General features: G+C 52.9%; 16 protein-coding genes. 1 reads left to right on the plus strand and 15 read right to left on the minus strand.

The window, feature by feature from the left end:
- Position 1: 1 nt before the first annotated feature.
- The 10 genes from yabN to glmU form a co-directional block, all read right to left on the minus strand.
- Positions 2-1,483: a bifunctional methyltransferase/pyrophosphohydrolase YabN gene (yabN, locus tag EDM54_RS21795; protein WP_024983372.1), complete on the minus strand. Its 1,482-nt coding sequence runs from the start codon at positions 1,481-1,483 to the stop codon at positions 2-4.
- Positions 1,484-1,514: 31 nt separating this feature from the next.
- Entirely contained in the window at positions 1,515-3,149 is a 1,635-nt protein-coding gene (locus EDM54_RS21800) for a putative polysaccharide biosynthesis protein (RefSeq protein ID WP_039070466.1), read from the minus strand.
- 188 nt (positions 3,150-3,337) lie between these two features.
- Positions 3,338-3,880 carry a stage V sporulation protein T gene (gene spoVT / locus EDM54_RS21805; protein ID WP_003390235.1) on the minus strand — a complete coding sequence of 181 codons (543 nt, stop codon included), beginning with the start codon at positions 3,878-3,880 and terminating at the stop codon, positions 3,338-3,340.
- A gap of 228 nt (positions 3,881-4,108) precedes the next feature.
- A complete protein-coding gene (locus EDM54_RS21810) occupies positions 4,109-5,182 on the minus strand; it encodes a peptidylprolyl isomerase (RefSeq protein ID WP_003390234.1) in 1,074 nt (357 codons plus the stop codon).
- A 34-nt stretch (positions 5,183-5,216) separates the two neighbouring features.
- Positions 5,217-8,765 (minus strand): transcription-repair coupling factor, encoded by a 3,549-nt coding sequence (gene mfd, locus EDM54_RS21815; RefSeq protein ID WP_024983374.1) that lies wholly within the window; start codon positions 8,763-8,765, stop codon positions 5,217-5,219.
- Positions 8,766-8,965: 200 nt separating this feature from the next.
- On the minus strand, positions 8,966-9,196 hold the full coding sequence (locus EDM54_RS21820) for an anti-sigma-F factor Fin (protein WP_003390232.1): 231 nt from the start codon (positions 9,194-9,196) through the stop codon (positions 8,966-8,968).
- A gap of 101 nt (positions 9,197-9,297) precedes the next feature.
- The gene (gene pth / locus EDM54_RS21825) at positions 9,298-9,873 is read right to left on the minus strand and encodes an aminoacyl-tRNA hydrolase (RefSeq protein ID WP_031933419.1); all 576 of its coding nucleotides are present in this window, start codon (positions 9,871-9,873) and stop codon (positions 9,298-9,300) included.
- Between the two features lie 478 nt (positions 9,874-10,351).
- Positions 10,352-10,978, minus strand: a complete 627-nt coding sequence (locus EDM54_RS21835; RefSeq protein WP_122958777.1) for a 50S ribosomal protein L25 — start codon at positions 10,976-10,978, stop codon at positions 10,352-10,354.
- Positions 10,979-11,087: 109 nt separating this feature from the next.
- Positions 11,088-12,038, minus strand: a complete 951-nt coding sequence (locus tag EDM54_RS21840) for a ribose-phosphate diphosphokinase (RefSeq protein WP_003390228.1) — start codon at positions 12,036-12,038, stop codon at positions 11,088-11,090.
- Between the two features lie 23 nt (positions 12,039-12,061).
- Positions 12,062-13,444, minus strand: a complete 1,383-nt coding sequence (glmU, locus tag EDM54_RS21845; RefSeq protein WP_024983378.1) for a bifunctional UDP-N-acetylglucosamine diphosphorylase/glucosamine-1-phosphate N-acetyltransferase GlmU — start codon at positions 13,442-13,444, stop codon at positions 12,062-12,064.
- 197 nt (positions 13,445-13,641) lie between these two features.
- On the opposite strand from glmU, the gene EDM54_RS21850 reads away from it, so the two are divergent.
- Positions 13,642-14,664: a CobW family GTP-binding protein gene (locus EDM54_RS21850; RefSeq protein ID WP_039070471.1), complete on the plus strand. Its 1,023-nt coding sequence runs from the start codon at positions 13,642-13,644 to the stop codon at positions 14,662-14,664.
- 44 nt (positions 14,665-14,708) lie between these two features.
- On the opposite strand, the gene spoVG is transcribed toward EDM54_RS21850, so the two are convergent.
- The 5 genes from spoVG to EDM54_RS21875 form a co-directional block, all read right to left on the minus strand.
- A complete protein-coding gene (spoVG, locus tag EDM54_RS21855) occupies positions 14,709-14,996 on the minus strand; it encodes a septation regulator SpoVG (protein ID WP_003390224.1) in 288 nt (95 codons plus the stop codon).
- Positions 14,997-15,190: 194 nt separating this feature from the next.
- A complete protein-coding gene (locus EDM54_RS21860) occupies positions 15,191-15,574 on the minus strand; it encodes a RidA family protein (protein ID WP_003390223.1) in 384 nt (127 codons plus the stop codon).
- A gap of 16 nt (positions 15,575-15,590) precedes the next feature.
- Complete coding sequence (gene purR, locus EDM54_RS21865; RefSeq protein WP_003390221.1) at positions 15,591-16,412, minus strand: pur operon repressor; 822 nt, start codon at positions 16,410-16,412, stop codon at positions 15,591-15,593.
- 25 nt (positions 16,413-16,437) lie between these two features.
- Positions 16,438-17,349 carry a 4-(cytidine 5'-diphospho)-2-C-methyl-D-erythritol kinase gene (gene ispE / locus EDM54_RS21870; RefSeq protein WP_024983380.1) on the minus strand — a complete coding sequence of 304 codons (912 nt, stop codon included), beginning with the start codon at positions 17,347-17,349 and terminating at the stop codon, positions 16,438-16,440.
- Positions 17,350-17,533: 184 nt separating this feature from the next.
- The gene (locus EDM54_RS21875; RefSeq protein ID WP_003390219.1) at positions 17,534-17,725 is read right to left on the minus strand and encodes a small, acid-soluble spore protein, alpha/beta type; all 192 of its coding nucleotides are present in this window, start codon (positions 17,723-17,725) and stop codon (positions 17,534-17,536) included.
- Positions 17,726-18,009 lie beyond the last annotated feature (284 nt).

Here is an 18,009-nt window from a genome sequence, read left to right on the forward strand (position 1 = left end):
TCTATTTCTCCCCTCGTCCCATGCGTTTTGCTTCCTCCCACCACTTATCCATCTCTTCGAGGCTGGTGTCGTCGAAGCTGCGTCCCGCTTCTTGCAGCTTTTTCTCGATGTAGGCAAAACGGCTGGTAAATTTCCGGTTGGTCAGGGCCAGCGCTTCTTCCGGATCAAGCCCGAGGAAACGGGCCAGATTGACGACCGCAAACAACAGATCGCCCAGTTCACCGGCGCGCTCTTCTTCCGGCGCTGTCCGCAGCTCCTGATATTCCTCTTCGATCTTTTTGTACACATCGGCGACATCGTCCCAATCAAAGCCGACCTGAGCTGCTTTCTTCTGCAGCTTGTAGGCGTACATCAGAGCAGGCAAATCACGGGGGATGCCGGCCAGCTTGGACTGTCGGTCCGGATCGATCCCTTTTGCCGCTTTTTCCTGTGCCTTGATTTCCTGCCAGTTGGCCAACGCCTCTCCGGCATCATCGGCGCTCTTGTCGCCAAAGACATGCGGATGGCGGCGAATCAGCTTCTGGTTTAGGCCGGCCACGACGTCATCTACCGTGAAATACCCCTCTTCGGCAGCCATCTGCGAATGGAGCATGATTTGCATCAAAAGGTCGCCCAGCTCCTCGCACATGGCGTCCGGGTCTTCATCGTCAATCGTTTCCAAGACCTCGTAAGTCTCCTCGATCAAATTCTTGCGGATACTTTGGTGGGTCTGCTCCCGATCCCAGGGGCAGCCCTCTGGACTGCGCAGCGTGGCGACAATGTCCTTGAGGAAAGAGAATTGCCGGTACAATACGGCTTCATCCTTGGCCTGCGGTACGTAGACCAGCGTCAAATTGCCGAAGTGATCGAGCCGGTCGAGCTCGTACAGCGGCACCGTATCGATCCGCTCCATGTCTTTGACGCCTACAGCCGTCGCTACCGTCACCGGATACTCGTCCGGCAGCACCTCCATCAGCGTAAGCTTGACCTCGGAGGCAACCAGCTTATCGTACACCTGTGCAATGATCGTATGTAGGCCGGGGTGCACCTGACCGGCTTGCAGAGCCGTACCATCCAGCAGGGCGAATCCCTCGATCGGATCGATGCGCAGCCGGGCGAACAGCGGGTCCAGAAAGCTCTGTCCGCCCCCAACCTCGATTTGAACGCCGCGGCCAGGCCCCTCTTGCAGCAGCAGTTGAACCGTACGCTCCGCGACCAGCGGATGCCCGGGAACCGCATACACGACCTCTTTTTCCTCGACCGCTTTGGCCAGCAGTGTTTCGGCAATCTCTGCATATACCCGGTCAAAGCTGCCGTGCCGCTCGTATATATCGTCAAATGCGGTGTACGCAACCTCTCCCGCCAGCTCCGCTAAAACAGGGTGCTCACTGGTCCGTACATACAAGTGGCCGGCTTCTTTAAGCGTGCGATACAGGCCGTACGGCAGCTGGTCGAGATCGCCTGCGCCGAGGCCAACAACGGTAATCGTACCTTTTGGATTCATCAAGGCGCGTAGCCTCCTTCTTTCAAGTGAACTATTTGCGCAAAAGCTTGAGACGAACGAGCAAAGAGGCGATGCGCTCACCCTTTGGCAAGAAGCGGATGTCGGCCTGCGTCAGACCGCCTGTTTTGAGCAAAGCGACGAGATAGACTGCACCGCCCGCCGCTACGGCAACCAGGCCGACAATTGTATGGAGTATCCGATTGGATCCGACAACGCCCTCCAGCAGGAACAGCATTCCCCACTCCACGACTAGCACGACAACGGCCATCGCCAAGACCGATAAAAACGGTCTCCACGCGATCCGCTTAAGTCCGATCCGGGCTCCGGTATATTTCCGCACAGCCAGCACATTCAGTCCCATCGCAACGAAATACGCCAGCACGGTCGCGGCAGCGGCTCCGGAGATGCCCCAAAGCGGCACCAGAGCCAGGTTGAGGACCAGCTTGACCATCACGCCGATAAACAGGTTGCGGGCCGGTCTCATGACTCGCCCGAGCCCTTGCAGGATGCCCGCGCTGGCAATGCTCAAGGTAGCAAACAGGATCGTAAAGGATTGAATCGCCAGGGCCTGGGTGCCTTTATCGTCACCGTACAGCATGACGTTGATCGGTTCGGCCAGCAGTGCCAGACCGAAGGACGCCGGCAGACCGAGCAAAAAAGTCAGGCGGATGGCGACTTCCGACCTTCCCGCAATGACCCGCTGCTGCCGCTGGGCGACAGCTTCACTGATCGCCGGGACAAGCGCGAGCGACAGCGAGGTGGCAAAAAACGTTCCGAATTGAATCAGCGGCTGGCTGCGGTCGAATGCCCCTTTTAAAAGCTTGGCCCCATCTTCATGCATGCCGCTCCACTGCAGCATATTGACGACGGTCAGCGAATCGACCAGGGGAACCAGCGGAAGCACCAATGCCCCCAGGCAAATCGGCAAAGCGTAATAGAGCAAGCTCCGAATCACCTGACGGTTGGACCAGCCTGATCGGCTGGCCTGATCCTCACCGGCCACGGATAACGGTCCCGTCTGCTTGTCCTTTTTCCAGTACCACAGCAGAACGAGAACGGCTGTAACCGCTCCGGGAAACGCCGCAAATACAGCGCCTGTTCCGGCCAGATACGCGTCCTGGTATGCATTCATCGCCCAGAATGCCGCGATCAGGATAAAGATGACCCGGACCAGCTGCTCCATCACTTGGGACACGCCGGTTGGCATCATGTTTTGATGTCCTTGAAAATAACCGCGCAAAATAGCTACCATCGGTACGAGCGGAAGCGACCAGGCTACGGCCCGCAGCGGTTGTGTCAAATGCTCATCACCCATGAACCGCGCGATCAGACCCGCTCCCCCGTATAGCAACGCAAAGAAAAACAGACCGAGAATCACCAGTGTGATACTGGCTACGCGAAACGCCTTGCGCGCTCCCGCCGCATCACCGACAGCGATGCGCTCGGAGACTATTTTGGAAATGGCAATCGGAAAGCCCGCAGTAGCTAAAATCAACAAGGTCGTATATAACGGGTACACCTGCATATACACATACAAGCCGATGTCCCCGGCAATGTTTTGGTACGGAATCCGGTACACCGCACCCAGCAGCTTGGAGACGAGACCAGCCGCTCCCAAAATCGCGGCGCCTTTCACAAATTGTACGGATGCCTTTTCTTGAGCCATGTGTGTGAACGTTCCCCTCTCCAAACACAAACTGCGTACATTATACCACAACCATCTCTCCACAAAAAAATCGCCATGCACCCGGGCCCTTTGCGGGATCAGGCCTGTATGAACCCTCATTCTCGGTGCTGAAAACACCCGCACGCGCATAGAAAAAACAGCCCCGCATCGAGGCTGTTTGGGTCAGGCTATTGCTCCATTTGCTTGGCCAGGAAACCTGCTGCGGTTTCTGCCATTTTTGTTTCCAGATCGCCCATTTTCGTCGTCTCGCTTTTGGTGAGGAGAATGACCGACCCGATCGGGTCGCCGCCAGCTACGATCGGGGAAACCACGAAGGAACCGTAGTTCTCGCTGTAATCGCGACAGATTTCGTAAGTACCCGCGTTTTTCTCCAGGCGCGTTTTTCTTTCCTCCAGGCATTTCTCCACAATGCTGCCGATTGCTTTCTCCATGTACTCCTTCTTGGATGCACCCGATACAGCAATGACGCTGTCGCGATCGGAAATCAGCACGGTATGGTTCAAGCTCTCATACAGAGAGTCCGCATATTCCTTGGCGAAATCACCCAGCTCGCCGATCGGGGAGTACTTTTTCAGGATGACTTCCCCGTCGCGATCCACGAAAATCTCAAGCGGATCACCTTCACGAATGCGCAGTGTACGGCGAATTTCCTTTGGTATCACGACCCGACCGAGGTCGTCAATTCGACGAACAATACCAGTTGCTTTCATGTCATGTTGCCTCGCTTTCCTGAGAAGTGGGTTGTGACTAAGTTGGTGGTTAGCTGTATTTTTTCCTCAGATTCTCATTTTAACTACGGACCATCGGCTGCAACATTTTCCAGCTTGTTTCTGTACTCTCCCCCGGGCGGTAGCGAGTGACTATAGTATTCACCCGGACTTCAAATATATGCGAGAAAACGAAAAAACAGGGAACCCTGGGGTCCCCTGTTTTGCCGATTAAGACGCTGGTTTTGGCTGTGGAATATTGTACTTCGTAATCAGCTTGTCCAGCTCTTCTTTGTTAAATTTGTCGTACTCCTGCTCCAGCATTTTATTCTGCAGCTCAGGCTTCATTTCCTCGAATGTTCTTTCCTTGCGGCTTTCCACTTTCATGATGTGGTAGCCGTAAGAAGTCTTGACCGGGTCACTGATCTGGTTGAGCGGCAGCTTCAGTGCCGCTTCTTTGAACTCCGGCACCCACTGGCTTACATCGGCGTTTTCGTACAGACCGCCGGTTTCCTGGCTGCCTGGGTCGTCCGTGTTTTCCTTCGCCAGCTTCGCAAAGTCCTCACCCTTTTTCAGGCGGGCCAAGAGGTCGTTGGCCACTTTCAAGGCTTCCTCTTGGTTGTTGTTGTGCTTTTCAAAGGAAACCAGAATGTGACGGACGGAGGCAACGGTAATGGATTCTTTGTCCAAGCCTTCGTATTCCTTCTTCAGCTTGGCGTCATCAATGCCTTTTCTCAGCACGGCCATGGAATTGTTAATCAATGCCATTTGCTTGACGACTGTGTCCTTGTCGATTGCTTCTTTTTCCATCAGCTTGGCAAACTTGGACTCGTCTTTGCCGAGCAATCCCAAGTACTGTCCTTTGAGATTTTCAAAGGTCTTTTCCGCAAGCTCTTGAGACTCTTTTTCCATCGCCGCATCTGCCCGGGAAGCGAGAATCTTCGTAGCCGTATACTCACGGGCAAAGATTTTCAGCGACTCCTGATCGGCGCTTTCGATCATAGCCCCTTGCATCGGGTTCAAGAAATTGATCACACGCAGGAACGTCTCGAATTCTTGCGCAGTCAACTCTCCACCCTGATACTCCACAATAGCGGTTTTGGGATCAACCGAATATGGCAGCGTCAGTTTTTTAAACTGGTCGAGCACATCATCAGACTGGGATGCCTGTTCACCGTTGTTCGCAGGTTGCTGTGTTTGATCAGCCGGCTTCGCTGCGGAATCCTTTTCCGCTGCTGAGCCACACCCGGTCAACAGAGATACAGCTAGTACCGCTGATGACAATAAAGCAACAGATCGTTTCATTTTGGTTCTCCCTTCTCAAGGAAGCCCGTCACCATCAGGAAACGGGTCTTTCCGTATTGGTGTCTTTACGCACCAAATGAAATTGTCGGAGCAGCTTTTCGACGAGCTGTATGCCCTCGTCTTCTCGTAACCCCTTTACTTTAACAGTTATGGTGATCTGTTGTCCACCCGACAAGCCTACCCGTCTGCTCCAATTGCTGGCAAGAGCGAACAACGCACCGCCGTCGATGTTGTTGTTCTGGCTTGGGTGAAAGACCAGTTTGATCTCGTCCGGATTTTTCTGGCTGATCTCGGTAATCCGATGCTCCAGGGCATATACCCGCAGCCGGGAGATGGTGAGCAGGTTCTCAACCGGCTTGGTTAACGGTCCAAAACGGTCCAACAGTTCTTCCGCCAAATCATCCACATCCTCCAGTGACGATACGGCGACAAATTTTTTGTACATCTCGATTTTTTGCCGGCTGTCGGTAATGTACATGGACGGGAGATAGGCATCGATTTGCAGGTTGATCTCCACCGGAGAAGCCGCTTCCTGCTTCACTTCCCCTTTCAGCTCATCGATTGCGTCTTTCAGCATCTGACTGTACAGGTCAAACCCGACAGAGTTGATAAAGCCATGCTGCTCGGCCCCGAGCAGATTCCCCGCACCGCGAATGGACAGGTCGCGCATGGCAATTTTGAAACCGGAGCCCAATTCGGTAAATTCCTTGATGGCCTGCAGACGCTTTTCCGCCACCTCTGTCAGCACCTTATCCCGCTGGTAGGTGAAGTACGCGTAGGCGATCCGGTTGGAACGTCCGACACGTCCGCGAAGCTGGTACAACTGGGACAGACCCATCTTGTCCGCATTGTGAATAATCAGCGTGTTCACATTGGGGATGTCCACCCCTGTTTCAATAATCGTCGTACTTACCAGCACATCGTAGTTGCCTTCCAAAAAGTCGAGGATAACCGTTTCCAGCTCGCTTTCGTTCATCTGTCCGTGAGCTACCGCGATACGCGCATCGGGAACCAGCATGGAAATTTGCTCGGCCATCTGCTCGATCCCCTGTACCTGATTGTAGAGGAAAAATACTTGTCCGCCCCGGGCCATTTCCCGCTCGATCGCTTCCCGAACAAGCGCCGGGCTGTACTCCATGACATAGGTCTGTACCGGAAAGCGATTTTCCGGAGGTGTTTCGATGACAGACAAGTCGCGCACACCGAGCATCGACATGTGCAAAGTCCGCGGGATCGGTGTGGCCGTCAATGTCAGAACATCGACATTGGTCTTCATCTGCTTCAGCTTTTCTTTGTGGCTGACCCCAAAACGCTGTTCCTCGTCGACGATCAGCATGCCCAGCTCGCGGAACTGAATGTCCTTGGACAAGAGGCGATGCGTCCCGATGACGACATCGACCGTACCTTCCTTCAGCCCTTTCATCGTCGCGTTTTGTTCCTTGCGGGAACGGAACCGGCTCAATACCTCCACCCGTATCGGGTAGTCGGCAAAGCGTTCGCGGAAGGTTTCGTAATGCTGCTGAGCGAGGATCGTTGTAGGAACCAGCACGGCGACCTGCTTGCCGTCCATGACTGCCTTGAAGGCTGCACGAATGGCCACCTCTGTCTTTCCGTAGCCGACGTCTCCACAGACCAGACGATCCATCGGACGCCTTTTCTCCATGTCGGACTTGACCTCGGCAATGGCCCGAAGCTGGTCAGGCGTCTCCTGGTACGGAAACATTGCTTCAAACTCGCGTTGTTCCGCAGTATCGCGGGAAAAGGCATGGCCGACCGCTGCTTCGCGCGCGGCATACAGCTTGATCAAATCCTCGGCGATGTCTTTTACGGATGACTGTACCTTTGTTTTGACGCGCTTCCATTCGCTGCCGCCCAGGCTGTAAATCTTCGGCTGGCTTTCCTCGCTGGCGACGTATTTTTGAACATGGTCAATCTGCTCGATCGGAACAAACAGACTGTCGCCGCCCGCGTATTGAATATGAAGGTAATCTTTATGAATTCCGAGTATTTCTTTCGTTTCTATCCCTAAATACTTTCCGATCCCGTGATTGACATGAACGACGTAGTCTCCCGGTTTCAGCTCCAGGTAGTTTTTGATCCGCTCCGCGTTGGTGATCGCCTTTTGCACCTTGCGCGCTTTCCGCTGCTTGGCAGTAAAAACCTCGCCCTCCGTGATGACGACCAGCTTGTTTAACGGAAGCTCAAAGCCCGTTTGCAGATTCCCCAAAATAATGGTCGGCCTGCCCGGCGGAACGGCTTCCACCTCATCCGTCAGCAGATCGGCTTCCATCTCGTAATCGTGCAGCACACGCTCCAGTCGCTTTGCCCGCTCCAGATCGGCAGCCACGAACACGATCTGGTCCTGCGACTTTTTCCAACGGGTCAGCTCTGTTTTCAGAACATTCATTTGCCCATGGAAATTTTGCATGGTGCGGCAGGTCAGGTTGACGATGTTTTGCGGCTGGGTCTTGGGGGATTGACGCAGAAACAGCGACAGATACACAATTTGGCGCTTCTTGGAGGCGACGGTCTCGTCATACGAACGGGACAAGGTCAAATTCGCCATGAACTCCCCTTCGGCAATTCGGCCAGTCAGCCACTCTCCTTCTTCCTTTTGCAGTTGTGCAGCTGTATCCAGCACACGCGACGGTTCGTCCACGATCAACAGCGTGTCGGACGGCATGTAGGAAAGCAGCGTATCGTTCGCCGGATAAATAACGGAGATGTACGAGTACAGATGGGCAAAGCGCTGTCCCTGCTTCAGGCGCTCAACGTCTCCGCCGATGTATTCCACCACTTTTTCTTTTGCAGCCCCATCCTTCAGCTTGGCGACAGTCTCTCCCAGCTTCTGCTCCAGGCGGACAGCCGATTCCTGCAGCAGTGCTGTGGAGGCGATCATTTCTTTCGCCGGGCCGATGGTATAGGATTGGATCGATTCCAGCGAGCGCTGTGTAGCCATATCAAAGGTACGGATCGAATCGATGTCCACATCAAACAGCTCGATTCTCACCGGCCATTCCGAATCGATCGGGTACAGGTCGATAATTCCGCCGCGCACGCTTAACTCGCCTTTTCTCTCCACCATGTCCACTCGCTCATATCCGAGCTCGATGCATCGGAGCAAAAAGGCGTCAATGTCCAATTCTTCTCCTACGTTCAGTTCGATTTGCGCTTCCTTCCAGACATGAGGCGGAACAGCAAGACGGCGCAAACCGGCAAACGGCGCAACCAAAAAACCCGTAAAGCCTTTGGCCAAACGGTTGCATACATGAATGCGCTGTGCCAGGATATCGGGACTCGCGATCGCCAGCTCCGATCCGATCAACTCGTTTCCAGGGTAGAGCAAGACGTCATCTGGAGGAACGAGCTCGATCAAATCCTCGTACACCTTTTGCGCCTGAAACATGTTATGGGTAATGACGCAGACGGGACGGTCGCTCATTTGCTTCAAGGCGACCATTAGCGCTTGTCGCGCAGAGCCAGCCAGTCCGGAAACGAGCTGCTCGTGCAGCCCTCTTTCCAGACCAGCGACGATTGTCCCGACATTGGCGTCCTGTTTCATCGGGTTAATGATGACTTGCATTCACTAGTCCCCTCTCAGGTTTTTCTGTGTCGAAAATCTGGTTTCGCCAAAATCGGCAGTGCATTGGATTTTCCTTTTGCGGGCGGTCGGCGAGGCAGATCAGATGCTGACCATGCCGCCACCAGTCGACCATGCGAAAAGAAGCCTTAGCTCATCAAGCCAAGGCCTTGTATTTGCAAGCCTTCGAAAGCGTTTCCCCTTTATTGAAGCGGGTTGCCAACAAGTGAGAGCTCCGGGTTTAATTGCAGCGCGTCGCGGCAATACCCGCACGTGATGCTCACAACCGTGTCTCCCCCTAGTTCTTTGGATATTATAAGAGCACGCTCTTCTGCGGTCAAGGAGTTCAACCCCAGTTGTTCTTCCGTCACTCTGGTTTCGTCAAATTCCGCAATCCTCGCTCCACAGCAGCGGCACTCGTAACGAATGCTCATTCACGCATACCCCCCAGTCATTCCTAGGCTTAGTATGACCGGGGGAGTGGAAAAACATACTAACGTGTCAACTCTTGTAGAACAGGCGAGAAAAGCCTTGCCTACCCTTGTTTTTTGGAGACGTTGTACTGGTTCATCACTTTTACAAACGGCTCTTTTGTCCACATCGCCGCTGCCGCAGCAGCCAGCTCTGCAGCTTCATCGATCAAGGGGCGCTCTGCCGTAGAAAACGGATGAAGGACATAATCGCTGACGCTCCGTCCCGGCTCCGGGCGACCGATGCCGATTTTGATTCGTTTAAACTCTTGTGTACCCATATGCAAAATCAACGATTTGATTCCGTTGTGGCCGCCGGCGCTGCCTTTTTCCCGCAAGCGGAGTTGTCCGGGCGGCAGGTCCAGATCGTCGTAAATAACGACGACATCTTCCGGAGTGAGCTTGTAAAATTTCAAGATTTCCGCGATGGATTCGCCGGAGAGATTCATGTACGTCTGCGGCTTTACCAGGAGCACCTTTTCCCCTTCGATCCGTCCCTCGCCGATGAGTGCGCGGAACTTGTTTTGCACGACGGGAATGCCCCATTTGTCATTAATCTTATCTATGGCGATGAAACCGGCATTATGTCTTGTATCTTCATATTTTTTGCCGGGGTTGCCCAGTCCGACGATCACTTTCACGCTTGTTCCCTCCTCGTTCTTCTCTTCATTGTACTAAAACATAGGGCGGAACAAAAGGAACGGGGGTGCCTTTTCATTTGCGCTTTGGCCGGGACTTTGGGGGGAGGAGATGAAAAAGGGAGAAAAATGCTCGGGTTCGGTGGGACACTTGCATGGGGTCGGCCTGTCCGGCTTTCTTTCCCAAGCGGAACCGCGTCCAAAAGCAGCCTGTTCGGGGATGTTTCTCAGAGTTGGACGCGAAAAACGGTTCCGCTTGGAAAAGAAAGCCTGGGAGGTGTCCCAAAGACCCTCGCTTTTTTCTCCCTTTTTCATCTCTACGGCTATTCCTTTTACCGGAGCTTTATTAGCAAATTCAAAGGAGAAATAGAAGGATAGGAAAAGAAAACAAACCTTCAATCCCACTGCACAAGCGGGTCGAAGGCTTGTTTTCTTTGTTCATTGTTCATTGTTCACCGTTCATTTTTCATTATTCGTTGTTCTATACTTTCTTCGCTTCCTCGGTCTGGGCCTTGGCATCCTCAGAGACCGCTTCGGCAGCCTGCTCGGCGTCGATCGATTCATCTGATTTTGCTTTCACAGGCAGGACACTGATGACGACTTCCATCTCGTCCAATGCCAGATCGACTGTCGGGGGAATATCCAGGTCTTTTACGAGGACGACATCTCCGATTTGCAGGCCGTCGACATTGACTGTGAACGATTCGGGGATGTCGCCGGGGAGGCAGGATACCTCCACGCTGTGGCGTACCAGGGTAGCGACGCCCAGCTCGGGATCTCCCGTCATCAGAATCGGTACGCTCGTATGCACCTTTTCATTCATATTGATTTGCTTGAAGTCGGCGTGCAGGATGTTTCCCATCACAGGATGGCGCTGCAGCTCGTAAACCATCACGGTATGCTTGTTTCCGTTTATGACCAGTGTAAACGGTTTGTTTGTCGTTTGCTGGCGAAGGGCTTGGTCGAGGACACGTCCTTCTACCTGAATCGACAGGTTGGGGGTTTCCGAACCGTAGATCACCGCAGGAATCCATCCCTTTCGCCGCAATTCATTGTTCGTCTTCGCGGTCTCTCCCTTGCGACGGATCATCGCCTGAATTGCTTCCACAAAAAAACCTCCTCTGGCAGCTAGATTAGAAGTTTCTTCCTTCTAGCTTGTCCAGTGGAGGTCTTTTCCATCCCCATGCAGTGTTCAACGCCTAGATCACGTCAGGCTTCTAGTCAAACAACTTGCTTACGGAAAGTTCTTCGTGAACCCGGATAATCGCTTCCCCAATGATAGGCGCAACCGACAGGACCTTGATTTTGTCAATCATTCGATCCTGGGTCAACGGAATCGAATTGGTTACGACCAGCTCGCTGATTTTGGAGTTGGCAATGCGTTCGATAGCCGGGCCGGACAAGACCGGATGCGTGCAGCATGCGTAAACATCTTTTGCACCCGCCTCGATCAAGGCACTTGCCGCCAGTGTAATCGTACCGGCCGTATCGATGATGTCATCGATGATGATCGCCGTTTTGCCTTCAATGTTACCGACAATGTTCATAACTTCCGCGACGTTTGGTTCCGGGCGGCGCTTGTCAATAATCGCGATCGGAGCCTCCAGACGCTCTGCGAGTCTGCGGGCGCGCGTGACACCGCCGTGGTCAGGGGAGACGACAACAATGTCCTTCAGCCCCTTCTCGGAAAAATACTTGCCCAAAATGGGTACACCCAGCAAATGATCAACCGGAATATCAAAGAATCCCTGGATCTGGGTCGCGTGCAAATCCATCGTGATGACGCGGTGAGCACCGGCTGTTTCGATCAGATTGGCTACCAGCTTGGCAGTAATCGGATCGCGGGCGCGCGCTTTGCGATCTTGGCGAGCGTAGCCGTAGTAAGGAATAACCACGTTGATGCTCTTTGCCGAAGCGCGTTTCAAGGCATCCACCATAACCAAAAGCTCCATCAGGTGCTCGTTTACAGGAGCAGATGTCGGCTGAATGACGAATACATCACAACCCCGAACACTTTCGTTCAATTTGATTTGACACTCGCCATCACTGAAGCGAATCGCCTCCGAATTGCCCAGAGGAACGCCAATATGCTCGGCAATCTCTCTTGCCAGCTCCCGATTTGCATTACACGTAAAGACCTTCAGTTTGGGGTCGCGGTAATTAGCCATTATCTTTCAAGAACCTCCCGTTGTTATTCCTTTTTGCTTTTTCGCGGCAGTTTGTTCGCGTATCCTGGTTTGTTCACCTGACGCTCGCGGGCAATCGCCAGGGCGTCGTCCGGCACATCCTGATTGATCGTCGAGCCCGCTGCTACGTATGCGTTTTTGCCCACGGTCACCGGCGCCACAAGATTGGTATTGCATCCGATAAAGGAACCGTCCTGCACGACAGTCTTGTGTTTGACAGCACCGTCATAGTTTACCGTGATCGTGCCGCAGCCAATGTTGACACCTTCGCCAATTTCCGCGTCGCCTACATAGCTGAGATGGGGGATTTTCGTTCCTTTGCCGATTTTTGCGTTTTTCAATTCGACAAAATCGCCGATTTTCGTCTGGGGACCAATTTCTGTTCCCGGCCGTACATAAGCAAACGGGCCGACTGTAGCCTGCTCATCCACTTTTGCGTCTACCAGCACCGAGTATGAAATGGTAACCCCGTCAGCCACTTTGGTATTGCTCAGGTCAGCTTGCGGGCCAATGACGCAATCGCTGCCGATGGTTGTCCCTCTGCGAAGATACGTACCAGGCTGGAGAATCGTATCGGAACCGATTGTCACATCCGCCTCGATGTACGTGGACAGAGGATCAATGATAGAAACGCCGTTTTTCATGTGCCGAACAGCGATTCGCTTGCGCATGTATGCTTCCGCTTCCGAAAGCTGTGCCCGGTCGTTGACGCCCATTGTCTCATCGGGGTCTGCGGCTTCGAAGGCAACAACCTTCTCGCCGGCTTGGCGCAGAATACCAATGCAATCTGTCACATAGTATTCTCCTTGCACGTTATCATTTTTCACCTGGGCCAGCGCATTCCATAATTTTTGGTTGTCAAAACAGTATATTCCCGTATTAATCTCTTTGATTGCCCGAACCTCGTCAGACGCATCCTTGTGTTCAACGATTTCCATCACTTCTCCGGAATCGTTGCGGACAATACGCCCGTAACCGGTTGGATCCGGAAGGACAGCGGTCAATACCGTTGCGGCTGCCTTCTGGTCTTCATGGAAATGCAAAAGAGCGGTCAACGTTTCCTCTGACAACAGAGGTACGTCTCCGTACAAAATAAACGTAGTTCCTTCTTTCGCCTGTAAAAACGACGCTGCTTGCTGCACAGCATGTGCCGTTCCCAACTGTTCTTTTTGCAATGCGTATGCGACACGCTCGCCTAAAGTGGCCTGAACGGTGTCGGCACCGTGACCAACGACGACAACGACATCCTCCACCCTCATGGAAGCCAGTGTATCCACTACATGCTGGACCATCGGCTTTCCGCAAACAGGGTGCAGAACCTTGTACAGCTTCGATTTCATCCGTGTTCCTTGGCCTGCCGCCAATACCACGGCATGGATCTTAGACATGTCAACCCTCCAGCGTAGAAGTTCCACAATGACTATATCTTAAATCATATAAGGATTTCAAGATAATAGGCGCAGTATTCTATTTTCGTAACAAATCAACGACTCGCTTTTGCCACGTTTGACGCCTGTTTGCACCTATCTTATGATGGAAAGGGAAAAGATGACAAATGAACGCAAGGCAAAGGAGGATGGATGCGATGAGTGCCGGCGTGTACATCTTGACGGGCTATCTTGGCAGCGGAAAAACGACGCTGCTGCAAAAGCTGCTAGCCTATCTGCGCAAGCAAGACGGACAGGTCGTCGTGCTGATGAACGAAATGGGCGAAGAAGATATCGACGGGGAACAACTGCAAGGCTACGGCTTTCCCGTAAAAAAGCTGCTGGACGGCTGCATCTGCTGCTCCATTCAAGGCGAGCTGACAGAAGGGCTGCAGGAAATTCTCTCCACGATCAACCCCGACCATATCCTGATCGAAACTACCGGGGTCGCTGATCCCGTAGATGTCGTCGATGCCCTGACGCACCCCGAGCTTTACGACAGGATGGAGCTGAAGGGCATTGTCAGCGTCGTGGACGCTTCCCGCTTCCGGGACCTGAACTCCCGCTTCCAATCGAAAAGCTCGCTCGTAAAAACAGTCCGCAATCAGGTGAAATACGCCGACTTGCTTCTATTAAATAAAAGCGATCTGGTCGCACCGGACGCTCTGGAAAAGGTAAAAGCGAAGTTGGTCGAGCTAAACCCATACGCTCCCATTCACGTCACCATACAGGGCGATATGGACCTGGATCAATTGCTGCAGGTAAAGAGAATCGCCGAGAAGGTCGCTTCCGAACGGGCCGACGACCGGACGAGAGGTCCTTTTGTGCAAAAAAGCATAGGCAAAATGTCTGCAATTGAAAAGGTCAAGCAATCGCTAGGACTTTCTGCTTCCGAACCTTCTTTGTACAACAGCATCGAAACATTTTCCTACCATTTTACCTATCCTGTAGATCCAGAAAAATTTGAAGATTTTCTCTGGGACCTGCCGAAAAATGTGTACCGGGCAAAAGGCTACGTGCTGTTTAAAGGGCGGGATGAGCTGATCTCGTTTCAGCATACCGATAATCAGGTCCATTTGTTCCCCTTTGAAAATTTTGGCCCCAAAATGGTAGCGGTCTTTATCGGCGAAGGATTGGACAAGGAAAAAATCATCCGGGATCTAGAAGCTTGTTATGAATAAAACAAGGCACCCTGTCATAGGACGGGGTGCCTGTTTTTCATTAGTTACGCGCCTGCTTCGATGGTGCTCTCTTCTTCCTGACCTACACGCTCGTACTCACTCAGTACAGCAGCTTGGATCTTTTCGCGTGTCGCCGAGGAAATCGGATGAGCGATATCGCGGAATTCCCCGTCTGGGGTACGCTTGCTCGGCATAGCTACGAACATGCCATTGTTTCCGTCAATTACACGGATATCATGAACCACGAATTCATGGTCGATGGTAATAGATGCAATGGCTTTCATGCGACCATCCGTATTCACGCGGCGAAGTCTGACGTCTGTTACTTCCATCAAGTTCACTCCCTTTATCTATAAAAAGCGTTTAGGAGTATTTCCACGCACTGGGTAAATATTCCTGCTACGTTTACCGAAATTTTGCAAAAAAAACTATAATTTTATCCAGCATACTCCAATTACTAGCAAAAAACAAGCCCGACACGCGAGTTGTGTCGGGCTGTCGTAGCTATTTTTGTCTTGTCTGTCCGTTATTCTCCCAGGTACGCAATCACTTCGATTTCCACCTGTACGTCGCGCGGGAGCCTTGCGACTTCTACTGTAGAGCGGGCTGGCTTGTGATCCCCAAAATATTCGCCATACACTTCATTCAGGCGTCCGAATTCGTTCATATCTTTGATGAACACCGTTGCCTTCACTACATCGGAAAGCGTCAATCCCGCCTCAGCCAAAACGCCTTTGATGTTGGCAAAAACCTGGTGAGTCTGCTCCACGATGTCGCCTTCCACCAAGGTACCGTCCGGACGAAGCGGAATCTGGCCGGAAGCAAACAGGAAGGAACCTGCCTTTACCGCCTGGCTGTACGGCCCGATCGCTGCCGGAGCCTGATTTGTCGAAACAAAAGAGATTGCCATGCCCTTCTACTCCTCTCTATTTTTGAAAATAACTGCCCAATTCCAGTTCGATCTGCTTGCCTTTGATGTCTACTTCCTGAAGCTTTGCCAGAGAGACGTATTCATCTACGAGTCTCTCGGATACGTCTGCCGTTTCCACAAGGACACCGCAGCCGACCACTGTAGCCCGGAACTCCTGCAAAAGATCGATCATGCCGCGAACCGTTCCTCCCGCCTTCATAAAGTCGTCCACGATCAAAACGCGGGACTGCTCAGGCAAGGCGCGGCGAGCCAGCGACATGGTTTGTATCCGCTTGCTGGAACCGGATACATAATTGATGCTCACAACCGAACCCTCGGTCACCTTGTTGTCTCTCCGGACGATGACAACCGGTACATTCAAATAGACGGCCGTCGCATACGCGAGTGGAATCCCCTTGGTCTCGACGGTCATGACCAGCTCGACGTTCTTGTCCGCAAAAGCGGAAGCGAACAGCTTGCCGATTTTCGACATGGTCGCGGGGTCGCCCAATATATCTGACATGTACAAGTATCCGCCGGGCAAGAGACGTTCCGGATTGCCCAAGTGGCCGATTAAATTGTTCATGAAGGCAAGCGCATCGTCCGTCTTGACCTTGGGAATGTACTTGACTCCGCCGGCCGCTCCCGCCACTGTTGTCAATACGCCTACACCCTGGCTTTCAAACGCTTCTTTAATGATCGACAGGTCCTCACTGATAGACGATTTCGCAGCCCCGTACTGCTCGGCGAACACGGTAAGCGGAATCAGCTTGTGGGGCTCGGCAAGCAAGTGCTGCGTCATATCGACAAGACGGGCACTTCTGCGCAATTTCTTCATGTTTCTTCCTCCAAAAAACCGAATATTATGGTGCTAATGTATCATTTCCATACGTGTTTGTGCAAGCATTTCCCCTTTCAGGGACACCTAACATACGGGCCACAAACACATCTTTTACAAATCCACGCAAGGCATTGTAGATGCGATGCACTTTTGCTTCCTTTTGGACAAGGGCGAAAACGGTAGGGCCGCTGCCCGACATCAAGACTCCGTCCGCTCCCGAAGCCTCCATCAGGTCCTTGATCTGCCGTACCTGCGGGTGCATATTCAACGTCACTTCTTCCAGCACATTGCCCAGGGTGCGGCACATCAGGGAGAAATTCTGCTCCTGTATCGCACGCAGCATGTTTTCCGTGGAGGGATGGCGCTCAATCCCCTTCACGCGCAAATTGCCGTACACATCTGCCGTGGAAACGCCGATCGGCGGCTTCGCCAGGATGACCCAGCACGGGGGAGGCGGCGCCAGATGGGTAATCTGCTCTCCGCGTCCACGGGCCACTGCCGTCCCGCCATAGACGCAAAACGGTACGTCTGAGCCGATCTCCGCTCCCACCTCTGCAAGCTCGTCCAGGCTAAGCCCCAAATTCCAAAGAAGGTTTAGCCCTCTGAGCGTTGCCGCAGCATCGCTGCTTCCTCCTGCCAGCCCGGCAGCGACGGGAATTTGTTTATCTATGTACAAATGCACCCCATAGGGCACCTGATAGCGTTCCTTCAGCAACAGCGCCGCCTTGTAAGCGTGGTTGCGAATGTCATCCGGTACAAAGCTTGCCGAACAATCAAGTGAAATGCGCCCGTCATCGCGCAAGGTCAGATCAACCCGGTCCGCCAAGTCTACTGTCGTCATCACCATTTCCACTTCGTGATAGCCGTCAGGGCGTTTGGCCAGTACATCAAGAGTAAGATTAATTTTGGCGGGCGCTTTGACCGAGATACGCACGTTGTTCACCTCTGCCTACGATCTGTTTTCCTAGTCTCTTATTGTAGCACAGGGGTATTCTGCCTTGCCAGTAGAGGGGAAAATAACCATACTATTCGCACCAAATACAGTCCGGCAGAAAATAGTCTTTATCGGGCCAAGAGTTTGGCACAAAAGAAAAGCCGGGTCTCCCCGGCCTTCCCTGTCAACGAGTGTCTGTGGTATTTTGCTTCGCTAGCGCTTCTTCGGCAATCTGAATGGCGCGTTTCACCAGATTTCCGGCGTCACGCGTAGTGATGCCGCCCCATCCCTCGGTTTTCACTGTATCGTAAAACCCCAGTTCCTTGGCCAGCTCCAGCTTGAACTCATCAGACATAATGCCTCGTCTGCGACCCATAACACCCTCCCTTTCTCGTTGACAGGCTTAGTATGTACTGCGGAGAAATCGAGTAGGAGGGGGCGACTAACCCCCGTCCTCTCACACCACCGTACGTACCGTTCGGTATACGGCGGTTCACCAAGCTTGACGAATTTGAGAATATCGTTGCACTAAGCTTTTCAGCCCTTGTTGTTGCCAGTAGGCAATGCCGAGGGCTTTGTGTATATGCGGAGATTTTGTGGTACGCCATGCACCCTTGCGGGTATTTGCAATTTCAATGGCTTTTACGTGAGATATGCCAC

Origin of the sequence: Brevibacillus borstelensis (assembly GCF_003710865.1) — a bacterium.
Taxonomy (GTDB): domain Bacteria; phylum Bacillota; class Bacilli; order Brevibacillales; family Brevibacillaceae; genus Brevibacillus; species Brevibacillus borstelensis.